Source organism: uncultured Dokdonia sp., assembly GCF_947492815.1.
Taxonomy (GTDB): Bacteria; Bacteroidota; Bacteroidia; order Flavobacteriales; family Flavobacteriaceae; genus Dokdonia.
In genome coordinates this window covers 13,212-32,012 of the sequence record NZ_CANLOB010000023.1, presented here as the reverse complement: position 1 = coordinate 32,012, position 18,801 = coordinate 13,212, and the positions used below count along the sequence as shown (strand labels likewise).

Annotated in this window: 16 protein-coding genes and 1 tRNA gene; 4 read left to right on the top strand and 13 right to left on the bottom strand. The window is 34.4% G+C overall.

All coding sequences use genetic code 11. The features are described from left to right. The first annotated feature begins 161 nt into the window (after window positions 1–161). Window positions 162–2,135: a hypothetical protein gene (locus Q1A01_RS17860; protein WP_299683659.1), complete on the top strand. Its 1,974-nt coding sequence runs from the start codon at window positions 162–164 to the stop codon at window positions 2,133–2,135. 623 nt (window positions 2,136–2,758) lie between these two features. On the opposite strand, the gene Q1A01_RS17855 is transcribed toward Q1A01_RS17860, so the two are convergent. The 5 genes from Q1A01_RS17855 to Q1A01_RS17835 all read right to left on the bottom strand — a co-directional run bounded on the left by Q1A01_RS17855 (window position 2,759) and on the right by Q1A01_RS17835 (window position 8,149). Further along, window positions 2,759–4,603 (bottom strand): M1 family metallopeptidase, encoded by a 1,845-nt coding sequence (locus Q1A01_RS17855; RefSeq protein WP_299683658.1) that lies wholly within the window; start codon window positions 4,601–4,603, stop codon window positions 2,759–2,761. A gap of 270 nt (window positions 4,604–4,873) precedes the next feature. Continuing rightward, the gene (locus Q1A01_RS17850; RefSeq protein ID WP_299683657.1) at window positions 4,874–5,728 is read right to left on the bottom strand and encodes a sugar nucleotide-binding protein; all 855 of its coding nucleotides are present in this window, start codon (window positions 5,726–5,728) and stop codon (window positions 4,874–4,876) included. Between the two features lie 69 nt (window positions 5,729–5,797). Next, window positions 5,798–6,883: a glycine cleavage system aminomethyltransferase GcvT gene (gcvT, locus tag Q1A01_RS17845; RefSeq protein WP_299683656.1), complete on the bottom strand. Its 1,086-nt coding sequence runs from the start codon at window positions 6,881–6,883 to the stop codon at window positions 5,798–5,800. Window positions 6,884–6,959: 76 nt separating this feature from the next. After that, entirely contained in the window at window positions 6,960–7,370 is a 411-nt protein-coding gene (locus tag Q1A01_RS17840; protein ID WP_299683655.1) for a hypothetical protein, read from the bottom strand. Next, window positions 7,370–8,149 (bottom strand): prolyl oligopeptidase family serine peptidase, encoded by a 780-nt coding sequence (locus Q1A01_RS17835; protein WP_299683654.1) that lies wholly within the window; start codon window positions 8,147–8,149, stop codon window positions 7,370–7,372. The genes Q1A01_RS17840 and Q1A01_RS17835 overlap by 1 nt, the downstream gene beginning before the upstream one ends. Before the next feature lie 294 nt (window positions 8,150–8,443). On the opposite strand from Q1A01_RS17835, the gene Q1A01_RS17830 reads away from it, so the two are divergent. Continuing rightward, the gene (locus tag Q1A01_RS17830) at window positions 8,444–8,683 is read left to right on the top strand and encodes a GIY-YIG nuclease family protein (protein WP_299683653.1); all 240 of its coding nucleotides are present in this window, start codon (window positions 8,444–8,446) and stop codon (window positions 8,681–8,683) included. Continuing rightward, window positions 8,674–8,748 (top strand) — tRNA-Pro (locus tag Q1A01_RS17825). The genes Q1A01_RS17830 and Q1A01_RS17825 overlap by 10 nt, the downstream gene beginning before the upstream one ends. A 60-nt stretch (window positions 8,749–8,808) precedes the next feature. On the opposite strand, the gene Q1A01_RS17820 is transcribed toward Q1A01_RS17825, so the two are convergent. The 4 genes from Q1A01_RS17820 to Q1A01_RS17805 form a co-directional block, all read right to left on the bottom strand. Then, window positions 8,809–9,255 (bottom strand): hypothetical protein, encoded by a 447-nt coding sequence (locus Q1A01_RS17820; protein WP_299683652.1) that lies wholly within the window; start codon window positions 9,253–9,255, stop codon window positions 8,809–8,811. 394 nt (window positions 9,256–9,649) lie between these two features. Beyond that, a complete protein-coding gene (locus Q1A01_RS17815) occupies window positions 9,650–10,075 on the bottom strand; it encodes a hypothetical protein (protein WP_299683651.1) in 426 nt (141 codons plus the stop codon). A 37-nt stretch (window positions 10,076–10,112) separates the two neighbouring features. Continuing rightward, window positions 10,113–11,234 (bottom strand): tryptophan 7-halogenase, encoded by a 1,122-nt coding sequence (locus Q1A01_RS17810; protein WP_299683650.1) that lies wholly within the window; start codon window positions 11,232–11,234, stop codon window positions 10,113–10,115. Window positions 11,235–11,237: 3 nt separating this feature from the next. Further along, complete coding sequence (locus tag Q1A01_RS17805) at window positions 11,238–14,459, bottom strand: LodA/GoxA family CTQ-dependent oxidase (protein ID WP_299683649.1); 3,222 nt, start codon at window positions 14,457–14,459, stop codon at window positions 11,238–11,240. Between the two features lie 262 nt (window positions 14,460–14,721). Here Q1A01_RS17805 and argS point away from each other — a divergent pair, with 262 nt between their 5' ends. Beyond that, window positions 14,722–16,500 carry an arginine--tRNA ligase gene (gene argS / locus Q1A01_RS17800; protein WP_299683648.1) on the top strand — a complete coding sequence of 593 codons (1,779 nt, stop codon included), beginning with the start codon at window positions 14,722–14,724 and terminating at the stop codon, window positions 16,498–16,500. 159 nt (window positions 16,501–16,659) lie between these two features. Here the strand turns inward: argS and Q1A01_RS17795 are convergent, their stop codons facing one another. From Q1A01_RS17795 to Q1A01_RS17780, 4 genes are all read right to left on the bottom strand, one after another. Further along, the gene (locus Q1A01_RS17795) at window positions 16,660–17,091 is read right to left on the bottom strand and encodes a nuclear transport factor 2 family protein (protein WP_299683647.1); all 432 of its coding nucleotides are present in this window, start codon (window positions 17,089–17,091) and stop codon (window positions 16,660–16,662) included. Between the two features lie 57 nt (window positions 17,092–17,148). Next, on the bottom strand, window positions 17,149–17,574 hold the full coding sequence (locus Q1A01_RS17790) for a MarR family transcriptional regulator (RefSeq protein ID WP_299683646.1): 426 nt from the start codon (window positions 17,572–17,574) through the stop codon (window positions 17,149–17,151). A gap of 219 nt (window positions 17,575–17,793) precedes the next feature. Beyond that, on the bottom strand, window positions 17,794–18,411 hold the full coding sequence (locus Q1A01_RS17785) for a hypothetical protein (protein WP_299683645.1): 618 nt from the start codon (window positions 18,409–18,411) through the stop codon (window positions 17,794–17,796). A gap of 97 nt (window positions 18,412–18,508) precedes the next feature. Continuing rightward, window positions 18,509–18,769, bottom strand: coding sequence for a hypothetical protein (locus Q1A01_RS17780; protein WP_299683644.1), 261 nt, complete (start codon window positions 18,767–18,769; stop codon window positions 18,509–18,511). Window positions 18,770–18,801 lie beyond the last annotated feature (32 nt).

Sequence of the window (18,801 nt, the reverse complement as noted above, 5' to 3'; positions counted from 1 at the left end):
ACCTGCCTGCCGGCAGGCAGGTCTCACAAGTTCGCTTTCGCGAAAGCGTATAAAACAATCTTATAATTTTCTTAATTAATCATATATTTTTCATAAATAACGTAAGGAGAGATACTATGCTTTTTATAGTTTTATATATTTAGTTCATAAAACTAACTATCATGTATATCAAAAGGTTCATCACCATTCTCTTCACAATTTTACTTAGTATCTCTGTAAATAGTCAAAATGTAAAAGAAGTTTCTAGATACTGGACATCATTTTCGCAAACAGTAGAAGTTCAAACAGACTCGATAAAGAAATTTAAAGTGGTCGCATATGCAAAAACCGACACCAATGATGAAAAGGCTTGGTCTGGAATTTGGGCGAGAGTAGATAATAAACCCGAACAAGGGAGAGGTTTTTTTGACAATATGAGAGATAGGCCTATCAAAACAAATTTGTGGACTGAGTATACCGTCGAAGGGACGATAAATGCAGCTTCAGAAAAGATTGTTTTTGGAGGTATTTGTATGTATAATGGGAAGTTCTTTTTTGATAAGATAGAACTTTTTATAGAAGATGATGCAGGGGAGTATCAACCTGTAGAAATTAAGAATGCTAGTTTTGAAAATAAGGTAGCAGATCGCATTATTCCAGATTGGAGTCCAGGTATTTCTTCAGGTGAAATTTCTTTGGTAAGAGAATTTACCTCGAGTTCTAGTGATGATCGTGTAGATGGGAATTATTCGATTTTAATAGAAGGAAAAGATATCACAGATGATACCGGAAATCCAGAAGCAAGCCTTCCTAATATTGGTATTTTTATTACACTATTGTATCTGTTATTAATTGTACTTTCTTTGATGACGTATACATCCTCAACCGATGAAAATAAGTGGTCTAGCGTTGGAAAAATAGGGTTCCGTTTTTCATTTATCTATTTCCTATTAATTATTCTTTTTCAAAACAATGGTGCCTATCCTTATTTTGAATATATATCAGAGAAGCCTATCGAGCTCATGCAAAGTTTTGCTACTTGGTTTGGTAAAGCTGTTGTTGGGATTCCATATGATGTAAATACAGGGCCTAATGGTAGTGGAGATACCACCTATGATTATTTGGTTGTTTTTATTGTTTTTCTAACGGCTGTCATCGGAACTTTGATTTGGTCTCTGTTAGATAGAAAACGTACTAATTATAAAAAATTATATTACTGGTTAACGACAGGAATGCGTTATTATGTGGGATTAATGCTTATTGGTTATGGCTTAGTAAAGGTGATTCAGTTACAGTTTCAACCTCCTAGTTTTTATAGATTGATGGAGACCTATGGCGAATCTTCTCCTATGGGATTAGCGTGGACTTTTTTAGGATTCTCTGAAGGCTATAATATGTTTATGGGAATTGCTGAAGTACTAGCAGGGTTATTATTATTTAGACGTACGCTTACTTTTGGCGCTGTGATTACCTTAATGACTACGATGAATGTGATGGCGGTTAATTACTTCTTTGATGTCCCTGTGAAGATCTTATCTACACATTTGGTATTGATGACCGTATTTCTTTTATCACGTGATATTAGGAAAGTAATGCAGTTTTTAGTCACTAATAAAGCCGTAGAAAAATTAACAACGATTCCACGACCTCCATTGAAAAAGTGGCTAAGGATTAGTTTAGGTGTCTTAAAAGGATTGATCGTTGCGTATGCCTTAGGGTATGGTCTTTATAATGCCATAGATTCTAAAGAAGTATATGGTTTAAATGAGCCTAACCCACCACTATACGGGATTTATGAAGTAACCAATTATGTGGTAAATGGCGATACGCTTGTAGATTACAATAGTGATGTGCGTTGGAAAGAATTACGCTTTGAAAGAGCGGGTAGGGTACAAGTACAAAAAATGAATAAGAAAAGGGTGAATTATAACATTGTGATTGATTCTACGGGACAACAAAAGATTACATTTTCACCTTCTGATGATGCTACTAGCTCTTTTGATTTTGAGTATACGAAAACAGAAAACACCTTAGATTTTCACTACATCTTTAAAAATGATACTATCTCTGGGAAAACCCGAAAATTAGGAGAGGAGGACTTTTTATTGATTAATAGAGGTTTCCATTGGATCAGTGAATATCCTTATAATAGATAATAGATAATAGATAAGAGAATTGTGAGGCGTGTCAGGATGCTGTTTTATTGATGTAAACCATCGTGACACGTTTTACAGATAGAGACAAGCCATTTGATAGGTTCTTTGCCAATGTTCTTTTTTGCATATCGTTTGTGATGGACCTTATACCATTTACTAATTGAATTTACCGTAATAAAACGTCCTTTTTTCCTTTCTATTTCAGAATAAAAAGAAGCCGTAGCGAAGGCTATGCCTTATTTCTCTTCTTCATATAAAGAAAAAAATAATCATTTTCTTTTCTAGTAAATTCAATTAACAACTGGTATGGGTTGCTCGCTTTCCACAATACAGACAGGTCCAGTTATCTCGTTTTAAAACGACATAGCGTTTGCGTTTCCAGGCGTCTGATTTTAGATAGACGTTCCGGTAGTAGTCGCGTCGTTTTTTACGTTTTCTGTTGAATAACCACTTATCAAACCACCATTTTCCTATCACGAGGCATAGTAGGAAGATGAGTATGGTGAGTTCTTTCATGATGGGTTATTCAAGGAGTATTTGAAAGTACTTGTTATAGATGAGTGCTAGCGGGGTCGAAATGACGGAGTCCTACGTCTTACAGCAAAGTGGTCTTATGTCACTAATTATTCTTTCTCTTTTGTCCATATATTATTTGAATATAGAGCGTCAGTATAATTACCTGCCTTAAGTTCTATTGATTCTAACAGATTTAGATCTAGTATTTCTTTAGTAAATACATCACTATTTTTCCAGCATTCTGGACTAATTATCTCGGTCTTTTTTGTACCATCATAATAGCTATAAATTAATTCAAAAGCTAAAGGAAGTCCTCCTTCATTTATAATCGTTAATTTATTGTCTTTTATCCCATCATTTTTAAGATCAGGATAACCAAAATTAAAATACCATCTATTCCAAAACCAATTTAAATCTTTACCAGATACATCATTAAAAGTGAAAAAGAAATCATAAGGGGTAGGATGTTTTCCCTTCCATCTTTCAATAAATGCTTTAAAACACTTATTAAAAGTTTCTTCTCCAAGTAAATAGTAGAGTGAGTAGTAAGAGAATGAACTTATTGTATATGAATTAATCCCTGAATATTTTGGTCTAGTATATGTTGGAACCATCATTGGTACTACCCAATGTTTGGTAATATATTGGTTATCATATTTATATTTTAAAAGTTCAGGACTAAAATATTCAGCAAACTCTGCCCAACCTTCATCCATCCACCCATACCTTTTTTCATTAATACCCATCAGAAATGGGTAGTACATATGAAACATTTCATGAAGAGTTAAACCAAAATTTGCTTGATAGTCAGAGATCTCATAACCTAAGGATTCTGAAAACTCTTTACCATTCCATACATCATCGTTAGCCATTCCAGGAAATTCCATGCCTCCAGCATAATTACCATTGAAAATTGTGAAATTATTATATGGAAATGGATATTTTGGAAATTTATTATGAAATAACTTAAGTGATTCTTGTTGAGCTTTAAGAACTGTTGAAAAACCACTATTTTCTATATCATAAACAATATTTAAAAAGTATTCACCCATTTCGTCCTTGTAGGAAGTAGCTTCCCAAATAAAATGATCACTTAATGCAAAAGAAAAATCTGGTATTTTATTTACTTCATATTTCCAGAGATTATTATTAACCTCTAATCCAATATCAGATTTACCAATAATAGTAATTGATTTGAATGAATTTTTAGCTTTATTTAATCGATTTAGAATTTTTTTAGGAAATATTTCAGATGGATTTTTTAGTTCTGTACTTGACCAAACCATGTAGTTTTTAGGTACTTCAATTTCAACTTTAAAATTTGCTACATCATGATAAAATTCTGAAGTGGCATCATATGTAATATTATCCCAACCATGAATATCATCAAATACAGCAACCTCAGGATACCAATAAGCTATAAACATTGAAGTACTATCTATTGCGCCAGACCTTCTGAATCTTTTACTTGGTATGGTATAATGCCATTTATATTCAATATTTAATGTATCTCCACTAGATAGAGGTGAAGTTAATTGTAATGAGAACTGTGTGTCGGAAATTTTAAATTGATTTTTATCTTTTAAATTGATTACTAGTTCCTGCAATTTAACTTCATCTATGATCATCCCTTTATTAGCTTCAGAATCTTTAGAGTCAATTTTCTGTTTATAATAATTAGGGTATGCATGTAATAATATGTAATTCAGAGATTCTGGACTATGATTAATATATTGTACTTTACCAGTACCCTGTAATAACTTATTACTTGGATTAATCTTTACTTTTAAGTCATAAGATGTATTATTTTGCCAGTACTTATTACCAGATTCTCCTGTATAACTTCTTGTTTCATTCTCGTATGCTTTTTTAAATTCTAAAGACATAGGAAGTTTTTGTGCATAAGAACATAAACAAACAAGAAAGCTTCCAAAAAATAATATACTTTTCATTTCTTTTATTTTTTACTCAAATGTAGTAGAAAATTTTATTGATTATAATTTTCATGTATAATCTAATTTCTTAATACGCTTTCGCGAAAGCGGAAAAAAAGAAATAATTGGAGATTGTGGATTGCTGATTGTGGGTTTTTGATTAAAAAAGTCTTATGTCCTACGTCCTATAGCAAAGCGGTCTTATGTCATTATTTACGAGTCAGCATTTCGATACAATTTCAGCTATGATAAAATCACTCAGTCGCCTTACTTTTGTTTGTGTTTAGACTACAACTTCTGACTCCCAGCAACCACTTCTTCATTGGTGATTCCTAAATGTTTAGGGAGTTTATTGTCTCTAGGTAGTACGGCTAAGTAACGATCAAAGTTACTGGTATATACATTTTTATAGAGAGGCTTTCGAGGGATATCAAACATCGCGATTAAGTCCTGAATAAATTCTTTATGATGAATCAAATCAGAACTGCCTAGATGGAAAATACCAGCTAATTTTCGATTGATAATATAATGTACTTGCTGACTAAACTTGGAGTCGGTGGTGGTATTGATAATCAAATGCGGAAATACTTCAATAGGTTCTCCGAGCAAGAGGTTGTTTTTGAGTTCGCGTATACGTTCTGACTGCACACCAAAAACCATCGGTAATCGTACAATGGCATATTGTTTTTCAGACAGGTGTCGCATGAGTAAGGTTTCGATACGTATTTTTAGTTTCCCATAAATACTTTCAGATAGTGTCTTGTCATGCTCATAACTAGGGTAGTGGGAGAAGGCGTCAAAGACATTGGCGCTCGATAGAAAAACTACACGACAACCACTCATAGCGGCATATTCCGTAATGAGTTCGTGTGCTTCTAATTGTGCAGGAAACGGACCTCGTAATGCCGATACGATGACAGAGGGGCGTACTTTTTTAAGTAATTCAAACACGTCATCGGCGATGAGGTCGTACCTAAAAAAGTGTTTGTTATCGCTATATATTTTTCCAGAATGATAGGTGCCATAGGTATCGTAATATCTATAGAGCTCCTTATAGAGTGCAGCACCTAGAAAGCCAGAGGCGCCTAGTATCAATACTTTATCTTTTGATTTTTTGTAAGCGATAACAAGGGGGAATTTCAATAAGAAGTTAGCAAATGATTACAAAAGAATCGTTAGCTAACTTCTTAATGTATGATAAAAAATGTTTACTTATCCTTTTTTATAGAAGGGTGGTCTTACAACGGTTGCAGGGACTGCTTTCTTGCGTATCTGTATGTTAATTTTTGAATCTGACTTACTATAGGCAGTGGCTACATAGCCTAGACCAATTCCTTTTTCAACGGAAGGTCCCATGGTACCTGAAGTTACGTGACCAATTTTTGTTCCTTCATCATCTACAATATCATAGCCTTGACGAGGGATTCCACGTTCATCCAAAACAAAACCAACTAATTTTTTAGTAACGCCTGCTTCTTTTTGAGCTTTTAATGCTTCACTATTGACGAAGTCTTTGGTGAATTTTGTCACCCATCCTAAACCAGCTTCTAATGGAGAAGTCGTATCATCTATATCATTACCATATAAACAATATCCCATTTCTAGACGTAAAGTATCACGGGCTGCAAGTCCTATAGGTTTAATCCCCCAATCGGCACCTGCTTCAAAGACTTTATTCCAGATCATGGCTGCATCTTTATTATGGCAGTAAATTTCAAAACCACCACTTCCGGTGTATCCTGTTGCACTAATAATTACATTCTCTGCGCCAGCAAATGGTCCTACTTCAAACGTATAGAATTTGATAGCAGAAAGATCTGTATCTGTAAGCGATTGCATCGCTTCGGCAGCTCTAGGCCCTTGAATAGCCAATAAAGAGAAGTCTTCAGAGATATTTCTAAGATTCACTCCATAAGAATTATGTTTATTAAACCAAGCCCAATCTTTATCAATATTAGAAGCGTTTACAACAGCAAGGTATTCTGTTTCTTTAATGCGGTATACAATCAGATCATCTACGATGCCTCCATCTTCATTGGGTAAACAATTGTATTGTGCACCACCCACACCAATCTTAGAAATATCATTAGAGCAGATACGTTGTAAAAAGTCTAATGCCTTATCTCCATTAATAAGAAATTCTCCCATATGGGATACATCAAAAACGCCTACGCTTTTGCGAACAGTTTCATGTTCGGCGTTAACGCCTTCATAAGATACAGGCATATTATATCCAGCAAAAGGAACCATTTTTGCTCCTAAAGCTTCATGTATTGCGGTTAATGCAGTGTTTTTCATTTGTGTGATTTTTTGCAACACAAATGTACATAAAATGAAGTGCTAAAAATAGCTTTGTGAACCCCAAATTATGGATTTAATTCATGCGATTTTTTCGATCTTCTTTTGTAGGGAAATACAAGTTAGAACTACTATAAGATGTGCCAAAATTCTGAGCACCTGCATATACTTGTTGAATAGCATCTTCTACTTGTCGTGCACTTAATTCTTTTAATGGATGCATAAACACAGACCAAAGTACTCCATCAGAAATAGCATACTTAATATCTAATGCTGTATGAAAGTTGGCTTCCAAACACTTATTAATTTCAGTAGGCGTTAGTTTATCTGTTTCTATGATGGGCGCGATACACCGCATTCTATTATGAAGTTCATCTGTAAGACAAATGATTTGTGTATCACCTACAATAAATTGCCAATGACCGTTGCTTCCTTTTATATCTTCTATAAGAGAGTGAAATATGGTATCTAGTTGTTTATTATCCATTAATCAATTTTTCTTTTTTTACTATAAATCCAGGCAAAAAATTTTTTTTCTGCAAATGCCCGCCCCCAGCTATTATGTCCTACACTTTTATATAATGTAAGTTTAGGTTTTGCCTTTGCTTTTAAAAGTGAGCGATACATAATTTTAGAATAATAGGGAGGAACTACCTTATCTTCTTCTCCATGAAAAATCCAAACAGGAGTTTCTTTAGCCCATTTAGAGACGTTATCAGGGTTTCCACCTCCACATATGGGTGTTGCTGCTGCAAAAAGCGCAGGTCGTCTAGCGAGTAGTTCAAAGGTACCCATACCTCCCATAGAAAGCCCTCCTAAATACACACGACTTTTATCGATATAGTCTTCTTCTAAGTATTGATCTATTAATGCTATCACTGCACTCATCGCCCATGTAGGTTTACTTTGTTTAGGGAACTTAAATACATTGGCGCCTGTTTTTTCGTTTGTACTATAGGTGCGTTGTGCCCAATAGTCATCTGCTGGGCATTGCGGAAAAATAACAATCGCTGGATAATTGGCGTTCTGTTTTATAAATAACTCACTTCCGTGTACGAGTTGTGCTTGATTATCATTTCCTCTTTCGCCAGAACCATGTAAAAAAATATGAAGAGGATAGGTTTTGGATTCATCAAAATCTATAGGTTTTAAAATACGATAAGGAAGTGTTTTATCTTGATGCTCAAAAGCGTCTTTACCAAAAACTTGTTTTTGAGCAATTGCTGTATATCCTATACATAGTACAAAGAGTAAGATACGTTTCATAAAGTAAGTATTATATGGATGTAAGATAACTAAAACTTATAAAATGAATTGGATAGAAATGTTAGTAACATAGTCATGTGTTACATAGGTATACGCTTTCGCGAAAGCGTATAAAGAAAGATAAAATAATTTATGTGAAAAATTTACATAAAGATTGTTTTGTAACTAATAAATAATAGTATATTTGCACCCGCAAAACACCAATTCGGGGTGTAACGTAGCCCAGTTATCGCGCCGCGTTTGGGACGCGGAGGTCGTCACGCTTGAGGCGTGACCACCCAGATAACAAAGAATATGTTCGTATATATATTATATAGCGAAAAACGTTCAAGATATTATGTAGGTCAAGCTACAGATATCGACAAAAGATTGAAAAGACATAACCTTGGTTTAGTACCGTCTACAAAAGGCGAAGGACCTTGGGAATTAGTTTTGCAAATTGAAGTTTTATCTAGATCTGAAGCTATGATTTTAGAGAAAAAGATAAAGAAAAGAGGAGCAAAGCGATATATAGATAACCAATTCGGGGTGTAGCGTAGCCCGGTTATCGCGCCGCGTTTGGGACGCGGAGGTCGCAGGTTCGAATCCTGCCACCCCGACAAAAAAAGCCTAAAATCAATACGATTTTAGGCTTTTTGTTTTTTAGTAGGTAGTTTATTTTATTCTACACGTGTATAACTTTCTCCATGAAAACGATTTCCATCATCATCCAATTGAATCTGTTGATACGCTTTCTTTTCCATAACCAGTTCAAATCGGAATACTTGTGTGGTATCTACCACTCTCATCATTGGGCCAGATGCATATTCTAATCGCTCTTCAAGCATTCCATTTTTAATAGTATAGGTTCCATATCCAAACCATTCATTACTATCCGAAGGATCATTACGCGTCCACATTACTTTTCCTTTACTGTACATTTTGACTTGTCTATATCCGTTTTCATTTTCTACAGTTTCAGAGACTGTACCATCTTCATACATCTGTTGGTTTTGTAATTCCCAAACTCCTTCTAAAGATATTTTTTCATCTATTATATTTCCTCCATCACCCATAACGAGTGTAGCAACCATCAAGTAACAACTAACGAATAGTAACGCTTTCATAATTTTGATTTTTAGTGAAACATCGGTTTGATTCGAATGATATATTGAGAAATTTAGTATCACACATTACTATATACTAGTAACAAGGATGGTTTGTAAAATTTAGCAATAATGCCTGTATATAAAATTCGAATTTTAAATAATTGAGTACTATAAGATACAAAATAATACGCAGAATATGGTGTCTTTTAATTCTTAGGAAGTATTAGCTATTCCTTTTTTAAATAGGATAGGTATGCTTTAACGCTACACTTTTCTTTGAGGCGTGAACCTCACAAGCTCGCTTTACCATTTTCATTCTCTCTCCGATCGTGAACCTGCCTGCTAGCAGGAAAGTCTCGCAAGTTAGATTTCGCGAAAGCGTATATGAAATATGGACAAGAGAACAACAAAATTATAGCTCATCTATAGAGACTGGTGCTTGCTTTTCTTTTTCATTAAGAATACGTTTTATAAACTGATGAACTCTTTTTTCAGTGGCTTCAATCTTTATACAATACGTATCTCTGTATATACTATATTCATTTGCGTCTCCCTTATAGATCGTAAGTTTCCAATACGGAATTACGAATGCATATGATTCTAATAAGGCTCTAAAACCAATAATAATACCATTAGGGCGTAACTCTATGTTGCATTTATTACGGTATTTATCTAGAGCCAGTAAGTTTTGTATTTCGATACTAGACGACGTGATGATAAGATGACCAAGACCAATGCTACCTTGTTTGATTCTTTCAAAAAAGGGAAAAGGTTTTCCTACCTCATTGTCTATTTTTTTACGAATCTCAGGATTATTATAGGAGATATTTAAAAGCATTTTCTTTTTCTTATAAAGATATGAAATGCATTTAGCTTTATAGAGATAGATGTCTTCTTTTCCAAAAAGGATGGTCACTCCATCGCATTTCAGCTTTGTAAAAGATGTTTTTGTGATATACGTATTGTTCCCAGATGGCTTCTATTTGTTGGGTATACATTTTTTGAAATTGCGTTTCTATAATGCTATCAGGATGATTTGCAATGTTAGACATGACTAAAAGCTCTTTTAATTGCATGGCGCTTGCCATAGCATTGAACATCCCTTGAGAAGAGAGTGGATCAAAACTAATCGCAGCATCTCCTATCGCGGCCCATTGTAATCCAGTAACTTTTTCTAATTGTGTAGAATTTGCTGCGACTACTCCATGAAAAGTAATTTCTGCTTTATTCTTTTCTAGAATAGCTGCTATTTGCCTATTACTTCTAGAAAGTTCTAGAAAGGAATTTAGATCTTTAAAGGTACTGCGGTCTATTAAATCTGAGTCTGTTTGAAAAGCAATAACACGTTTGTTATTAGGAATAACAGCACTATACCACCAACCATTTTTTGTAGCTGTGATGGTGCTCATTTTATTTTCTTCTGTATTGGGAAGTGTTACCCAACATGCTATTAATTTATCAATAGGTATGCGTTTGATCCCTTGACTTCTTGCAAAATGAGACTGTCGTCCTGTAGCATCAATAACAAATTTTGCTTGTATATGATGTTCTTCAAGTGTTTCAGAAGAAGTAACAATATTCCACATATTATTTTCTAAAGAACTGCTTTGGAGTTTTGCAGGCCAGATATCCTGTACACCTCTTTCTACAGCCGATTTCCGGAGAAAGATTTCAAATGCTTTTCTATCTAAACTTTTACTCAACCCATCTGGATTGCGTAAATGATCTATAATATGTACTTGCTCACTACCCCAGTAGGATTGCATCCCTAGGTTTTGGATATAGAGTTGCTCTTGATGCGCATGTAGTGACTCTAATAATTGAAGTTCTTTAAGAATACGTTGTGCCGCAGGCGCTAAGGATTCTCCGATACGCTCTTTAGGTACTGCTAGCTTATCAATAAGCGTCACGGTATGTGTATCTATTAATGAGATGGCGGCAATGCAACCTGCAATACCGCCACCTACTATAAGTATATCTGTTTTTATGTTACTCAAAAACTAGTGCTCTTTTGGTATAAAACGTTCAAAACGAACCATTTTTTCAGGAACTCCCACAGATTTTCTAGGTTGTTTCTGATGTTGTGTCGTTTTCACTTGATCTGCCTTATGCGTTTTTGAAGCAAGTACATCTAATAATCGCTGTACACTAGGCGTGATCTTATAATCATCTACAAGTTCATGTTCAATTAATGTGAGTAACTGATCTTTTGCACCTTTCATTAAGAATTGCTCATTCAATAGTTTTTTATGCGACAAGTGCTTGACAGTAGTATCCAATAAATCTTTTTCTTTTCTACCCATACGCTTTTTACTACTCATGACTTTTTTCAAGTCTTTCATAGTATCAGCCAGTAGTTTTGCATGTTGTTCTTCACTAGGAATAATACCTACTTGCATTTCTGGCGGGAAATTAGGGTTATCAGTAACCCCTGGTCGTGGTTGAACAACAGCCAATTTATCAAAATATTTAACCATTTTATTGATTTGATTCGTTTGAGTGGGTGCTTCTCCATCCATAGGTAAATCATCTAACCAGAAATAACGATAGGCAAACGCCTCTCTACGTGTTTCTTCAGATAGTTTAGGATCAATAGCTTCTTTATAACGCTCTTCACTTAAGATATTATTAGGTACTCTGGCTGGCCAGAAAGTTGGTAAATATGGATCATAAGATGTTGTATACCCATCTCTACAACTAGCGGTATCTGTTTGCCATGGAATGGCCATCCAGCGTGTAATTCCTCCTGGTGGTTGTCCTCCTAATAAAGGACCTGCTGACATGGTAATCACATCGCCATTCATTGTAGAGCCATAATAACTGGTATCTGTTTTTGGTGTCTTTGGCGCATGCTTAAGTCTAAATGGCGCTGAGTACATTCCAGATGTTCGCATAGGCCATGTCATTTCACAACCTGGATGAAACGCATCTGCTAGGCAAAAATCCATTGCGGCTTTGGTTAACATATCAGGTTGTTCTGATATTGGGAGTTGATCTATATCTCTAATAACACCAGTGCTTAATTCTTCAAAATCAGCATCAAAGTCACCTTCTACCCATTGATCTAAAAATGATAATTGTAATTTAGATAAAGTCGAATGTTGACGTACAGATCCTTGTGATGGAATTGAAATTGCATCTCCATACATCCAAGGCCATAATTGTGGTGCTTCTGCTCCTGACACATCATAACGACGGAAATTATTTGAAATCGTTCGGCGCATCTCATAATTTGCAGATGATGGATCGCCTAATTTTCGCACCCATTCTTCAGAGGTATAATTAAATTGTCCTCCCCATCCAAAGGCACCGGCAAAACCTGCATTTACCCATTGTAAATTCGTCATACGTTCAAAAATGGGTAGAATATCTTTCATAAACGAAGGTCTCGCAGGACGCTCTAGCATTCCAGCTTGCACAGCTATATCACGCATTAAATCCCACATGGTACGTACCGATTTTTGCATAGGAGCATAATCAGGTGGCGCACAGACTACCCATGCTGGATCAACATTTAGAGGGACTCCTTTGTAAGTCACATCTGCCGTGATAGGACCATCAGAAGTATCATCATACCAACCTTCGTTATTTGCAAAGGTTACGGCAATATCACCTTTAATATTTTCAGACTTCCCGTGACCTCCTAACATAATGAGACGCCCTTTTTTATCGGTATGCATTTCTCCTAAATAGACTTTTTTAGATTGAAATTCTCCTTCAAACGTATGTCCCTTGGTAACATTAGGTTTTGAGATACTTTGTTTTCCTCCATCTATATGTAGGGAGTTTCTATCTTTTACATCGATATTACGTAACAATGATGGCGGTATATCTGGGTCATTTGCATCGGGAATATCTAAGGCAATTTGAAATTGATACCAAGAAGCCTTTTGATTTGCTAGATGGGCATGCCAAGTAATCTGAGTGTCTTTGTCAGGTGTTAATTCTTTAATCGCTTTTCCAGCTGCATTAAATCCATAAATCCTAAATTGAGCTGCTTGACGTTTTAAGGCGCCCGTTTTATCTCTATACGCATATACATCTTCCTTAGCTTCGGGAACATCTACTAGCGGACCTAAAAAATAGTCATTCTCACTATTTCCCACACGTGTGATTCCAATAGGAGGGTAGATACCCGCTCTTACAATGCAATCATCATCTTCATCGGTATTGCCTTGAAAAAAAGGACAACGCTGTTTGGGTTCCTGTAATTGTTGTCCATTGGCTTGGTGTCGTGTTTCTGCACTAGCGGCATACACCGTTTTACGCACTTCTGCAATCGAACCTATAGGTCTGTGTGCCGCAAGAGTTCGCCAGATATTAAATGATAAATTAGAACCGAACTCAGCCTGACCAATAGCCGTAATATCTTGTTGTGGTATGTGTAATTCTGCAATACAGATATATGGACTTTCTTTGGTACTCCAAACCACTTGTGCATCATCTAACGGCATGGTTTTATCATTTGTTCGCACCTGAATTTCAAATCTAAATTTTGCATCTCCATTACGAAGACGTTTTTCTAAATCCAATTTTAAGTAATTAGTATCATCAAAAGGAGCTCCTTTTGGTGTTCCTTCTTCTGGAACTAAACGATATTTTACAATCTGTGATTTTCCTAATTCAAAAGGAAGTATGGCCCAATAGTTAGCACTTAAACAACTTCCTTCTTCTTTTGCCATGGCCGCTAAAATTCTACCAACTTCTGGGTGCTTATCAATATAACTATCGTAATCTTGATCAATCACACCTGCAGTCGTAAAGGCACACATCTGTTGTGCATCTTTAGCGAAGAATCTGTCTATGTTCTGAAAGATAAAATCAGCGGTATCACCTTCACCAAATAAATTTCTTCCTTTCACTCCAAAGAGTTTTAAACCAACCCCTATAGTAGAATGTAAGTCGGCTGAAGTAGGCGAAGTATCACTGGAGAATCGCATGGCACATTCATAAGAATCACCTGCAAAAATGCCTAGCTTATATTTTTTAGGAATGTCTTTTTTGATTACAAAATTACCATAAGCAATACCGTGTTGTTTTCTAAACACAGCACGTTCAGCTGGTTTTTGACCATTTTCGATTCGGGTCTTTTGTCCCATTTCAACAAACATCTCTTTAAGACGTTGTGTTACTATTTTTGTAGTACCATTGCTATCCCAGCATTTTACATTGTTTGCTGTAGGCTTATCTACATTTTCTGGATTTGAGGATTCTTTACTCATGAGTATATTTTTGGTTACCCTTTGGTTTTTAACGGAATAAAAATTACAAAGAATATCAAAAACAGCGATAAATAGAAAAGAGTATTTTCGAAAAACAGGTATAATTACGGGGTTTATGTACGGGATTGATACCACATATTTACTTTTCCATCAATGCATTATTTTCCTCGTATATATAGGAGTAAATTATCTTGTTTTTATAGTATCTTTGCGCTTTGAAATGCCCGTAAAAACGGGCATCTTATGTATTTAAATTTGTATTATGTCCTTACAGCAAACGCTTACAATAGCCGTTAAAGAAGCCATTCAATCCATATATCAAGCAGAGTTAGCTGCGGTAGAGTTTCAAGCGACTCGGAAAGAGTTTGAAGGAGATATTACTGTAGTGGTGTTTCCGATGTTACGCGTGGTGAAAGGAAACCCTGTGCAAATTGGCACTCAAATAGGAGAGTATCTTGTTGAGCAAGTTGCTGAGGTGACTGCATTTAATGTGGTAAAAGGATTTTTAAATCTTGTGATTACTGATCGTTATTACTTAGATTTCTTCCAAGGAATTCAAGCAGATACACAGTTTGGATTTAATGCACCAGAAGGGAAGGCTGTGATGGTAGAATATTCTTCTCCTAATACCAATAAACCTTTACACTTAGGACATATTCGTAATAATTTATTAGGGTACGCTGTCGCGAAAATTATCGAAGCTTCAGGTAAAAATGTGTATAAAACTCAGATTATCAATGATCGTGGTATTCATATTTGTAAATCGATGCTCTCATGGCAACGATTTGGAAATAATGAAACTCCAGAAAGTACAGGTTTAAAAGGAGATAAACTTGTTGGAAATTACTATGTACGATTTGACAAAGAATATAAAGCAGAAGTCAAAGAACTTGTTGCTGCTGGCAAAACAGAAGACGAAGCTAAAAAGGAAGCCCCTATTTTACTTGAGGCACAAGACATGCTCCGTAAATGGGAAGCAGGAGATGAAGAAGTGGTAGCCCTTTGGAAAACTATGAATCAATGGGTATATGACGGTTTTGCAGTGACCTATAAAAATCTAGGTGTTGATTTTGATAGTCTCTATTACGAAAGTAATACGTACTTATTAGGAAAAGACAATATAGAAGAAGGATTAGAAAAAGGCGTGTTCTTTAAGAAAGAAGACGGTTCTGTATGGTGTGATCTTACCGATGAAGGATTAGACGAAAAATTAGTCCTTCGTTCGGATGGTACAGCTGTCTATATGACACAGGATATAGGAACGGCGATTCAACGTATCAAAGACAATCCTGATGTAGGAGGAATGATTTATACTGTAGGAAATGAGCAAGACTATCATTTTAAGGTGTTGTTCTTAATCCTTAAGAAATTAGGATATGACTGGGCAGAAAACTTATATCACTTAAGTTATGGGATGGTAGATCTTCCTTCTGGAAAAATGAAATCCCGTGAAGGAACTGTAGTAGATGCTGATGATTTGATTGTAGAAATGGCAACGACAGCAGAAACACTATCCAAAGAATTAGGAAAACTAGAAGGCTATTCTGAAGAAGAAAAACAAGAACTCTATAAGACGATAGGATTAGGAGCACTGAAGTATTATATATTAAAAGTAGATCCGCAAAAACGTATTTTATTTAATCCTGAAGAATCGGTAGAATTCCAAGGAAATACAGGACCTTTCATCCAATATACCTACGCGCGTATCCAATCAATATTACGTAAAGCAAAAGAGTTAAAGGTTGATACTTCTGTTATTTCGTTAAATGAATTACACGAAAAAGAAAAAGAACTCTTAAAATTATTACAGGAATATCCTACTACTATACAATTGGCAGCAAAAAATCATAGCCCAGCTTTAATTGCAAATTACACCTATGATCTTGCTAAAGGATTTAATTCTTTTTTCCAAAATGTAACCATATTAGGCACTGACAATGAAGCTGAAAAAGCATTCCGTGTGGCTTTAAGTGGAAAAGTAGCGCAAGTGATTAAGAGTGCTTTTGGATTGTTAGGAATTGATGTGCCTGAACGTATGTAATTTTACTAGTGAATCTTATAAGAATAGCTGTAACTAAGAATAGGTTTAGCTCTTGAGTAATAAAATAAATGAATCAATAAAGGTTCGGGAGAAAATCCGAACCTTTATTGATTTTATACTTATTGTATGTTTTTCCAACCTAAAGTATAGATTTCTTTATTATTTTACTAGAGTTACATAATCTTGAATGACTAACCACTCATTCTTCAATTTTACAAGGGAATAAAAATTCTTTAATGTGGGTTTACTAGGACTTGTAAGTGTCACCTTGATAGTAGCCATATGCTCTTCGATAAATTCAATAGCTTCATAGTTAATGTTCCTTTTATAACCTCCAAATTTTTTAGTTTTTATAAAAGATGCATAGGTTGATTTATCCAAAATAGAAGTAGCATCTTTTTTTGTGTCATATAGAACTACTCTAAAGTCATCATGTAAATAGTGCTTTAGTTTTTCTGCGTCATTGATATCTCCAGCGTGTATATAGGACTCTAAAGTTGATTTTACATCTTTCATAGTATTGTTTTGAGCGTTTGATTTACAAGCTATTAATAGCATCACTGTAAGAAGGGATAAAATTTTTGTTTTCATAGTTTTTAAATTAAATAATTACATTTATAGTTAGCTAGACAACTAAATAGGTAAATTTTAAGTGTCTAAATTTTTTTGAATTTTATTTAAAATGGATTTAATATGTTGACTTTCTTTCTCAGATAGTTCTTGTAAACCTTTAAGACGTATTCCTTCAATAATAGGTTGTAAATTATGAATTAGTGTTTTTCCTTTTTTAGAAATAGAAAGCGATACTTGTCTAGAATCTGAAGAAGAAGAAGTTTTTATAATAAACCCTTTTTTACCTAATTGATTTACCATTCTTGAGATAGTAGGTTTATCTTTTACCAGTTTTTCTCCTATAAAAATTTGGTTTGTAGTTTCATTATCATTGATAACATTTAAAACTAACCATTGTTCTATAGTGATATCAATACCATGAGATCTTAGAACGTTTTGCCCATATTGTCTTATTTTTCGAGCAGTAAGTTCGATCTGAAAATAGATGTTGTTATGAATCATATTGCAAATATATAATAAAAATAGTTAGCTAGACAACTAAAAATAATTTTAACGCTTTAATTTTTATTATTGTGTAGTTATATAGCTTCCTATCTACTTTTTAATGGTGGTTGTATACGCTTTCGCGAAAGCGTACTTATATTAATTACTGTAGTATAAACGATTCTTAGTATTTCTTCCTGTATTTAGATTTGACTCACATTGAATTAGGAAAGGAAATTATTTTCTTTTCCATCTAACGCCACTCCAAATAGTCGCTAAACAGATAATTAATAAAACCACTCCTATATAATTAAATTCATTCTTAGTAAGCATTTTGTAGATTACTCCAACTACAACAAGTACAGTAATGATGACTGCATAATAATATCCTAGCTTTGTTTCGAAAAATGATTTTTTTCGAATGATATGATTGTTTTTATGTTTAGATAATTCAGAGTCAATATGTCTACATAACATTATGAATTTTCCTGAATCACAAAAATTTTGATTTGCACTTATTCGTACTGTTTTTCCATTTTTTAACTTAAATGTTATTCCAGCACCTTTCATCCAATGGATTTTATAAGATTTTAAATTGCTAAAATCAATTTGCTTCTGATTCCATGTCAATTTTTTTGGTGTTAGCGTAAAATCAGTAACTTTTATGATATATCTCTTCTTAAGAATTATAAAATAAGCTATTGCAATACCTAGAACTAATAGGAAGTGTAGAAGATGAAAACCTATAGTTTTATTTAATAAAATGAACATGCCAAAAAAGATAGTTATTGTAGATACCCCTAAGAATATTAATTCAAAAGGCTTTGTGTATGCTACGTTTTCAAATTTTGGCATTATTTTGTTTTATCATTTATGAATCACATATACTGCTATGTGTTACGTATAGGCTATGTGTTTTATGTCTAAATTAATGTTGAAATATAAATGATTTTTAGTACTCTATTTTATTTTCAACAGCTTCCGGATCGGTCATTTTTTTTATAGTAATGTTTTCATAACCAACTTCATTTGAAGTAATCCAAACCAATGTATTTGGCATTCTACAATCTATGGGAACTTGGTTGGTATCTACCATTAATAATCCACCTCCATCCATCATTCCAATATTATATCCTACGTGAATATGAATTTTATTAGGATATAAACTTCCAAAAATAACCCCTCTTATTTTATAGGTTTCATTATTTTTCATAATCAATGATCATCATAATGAGATTCATTCAA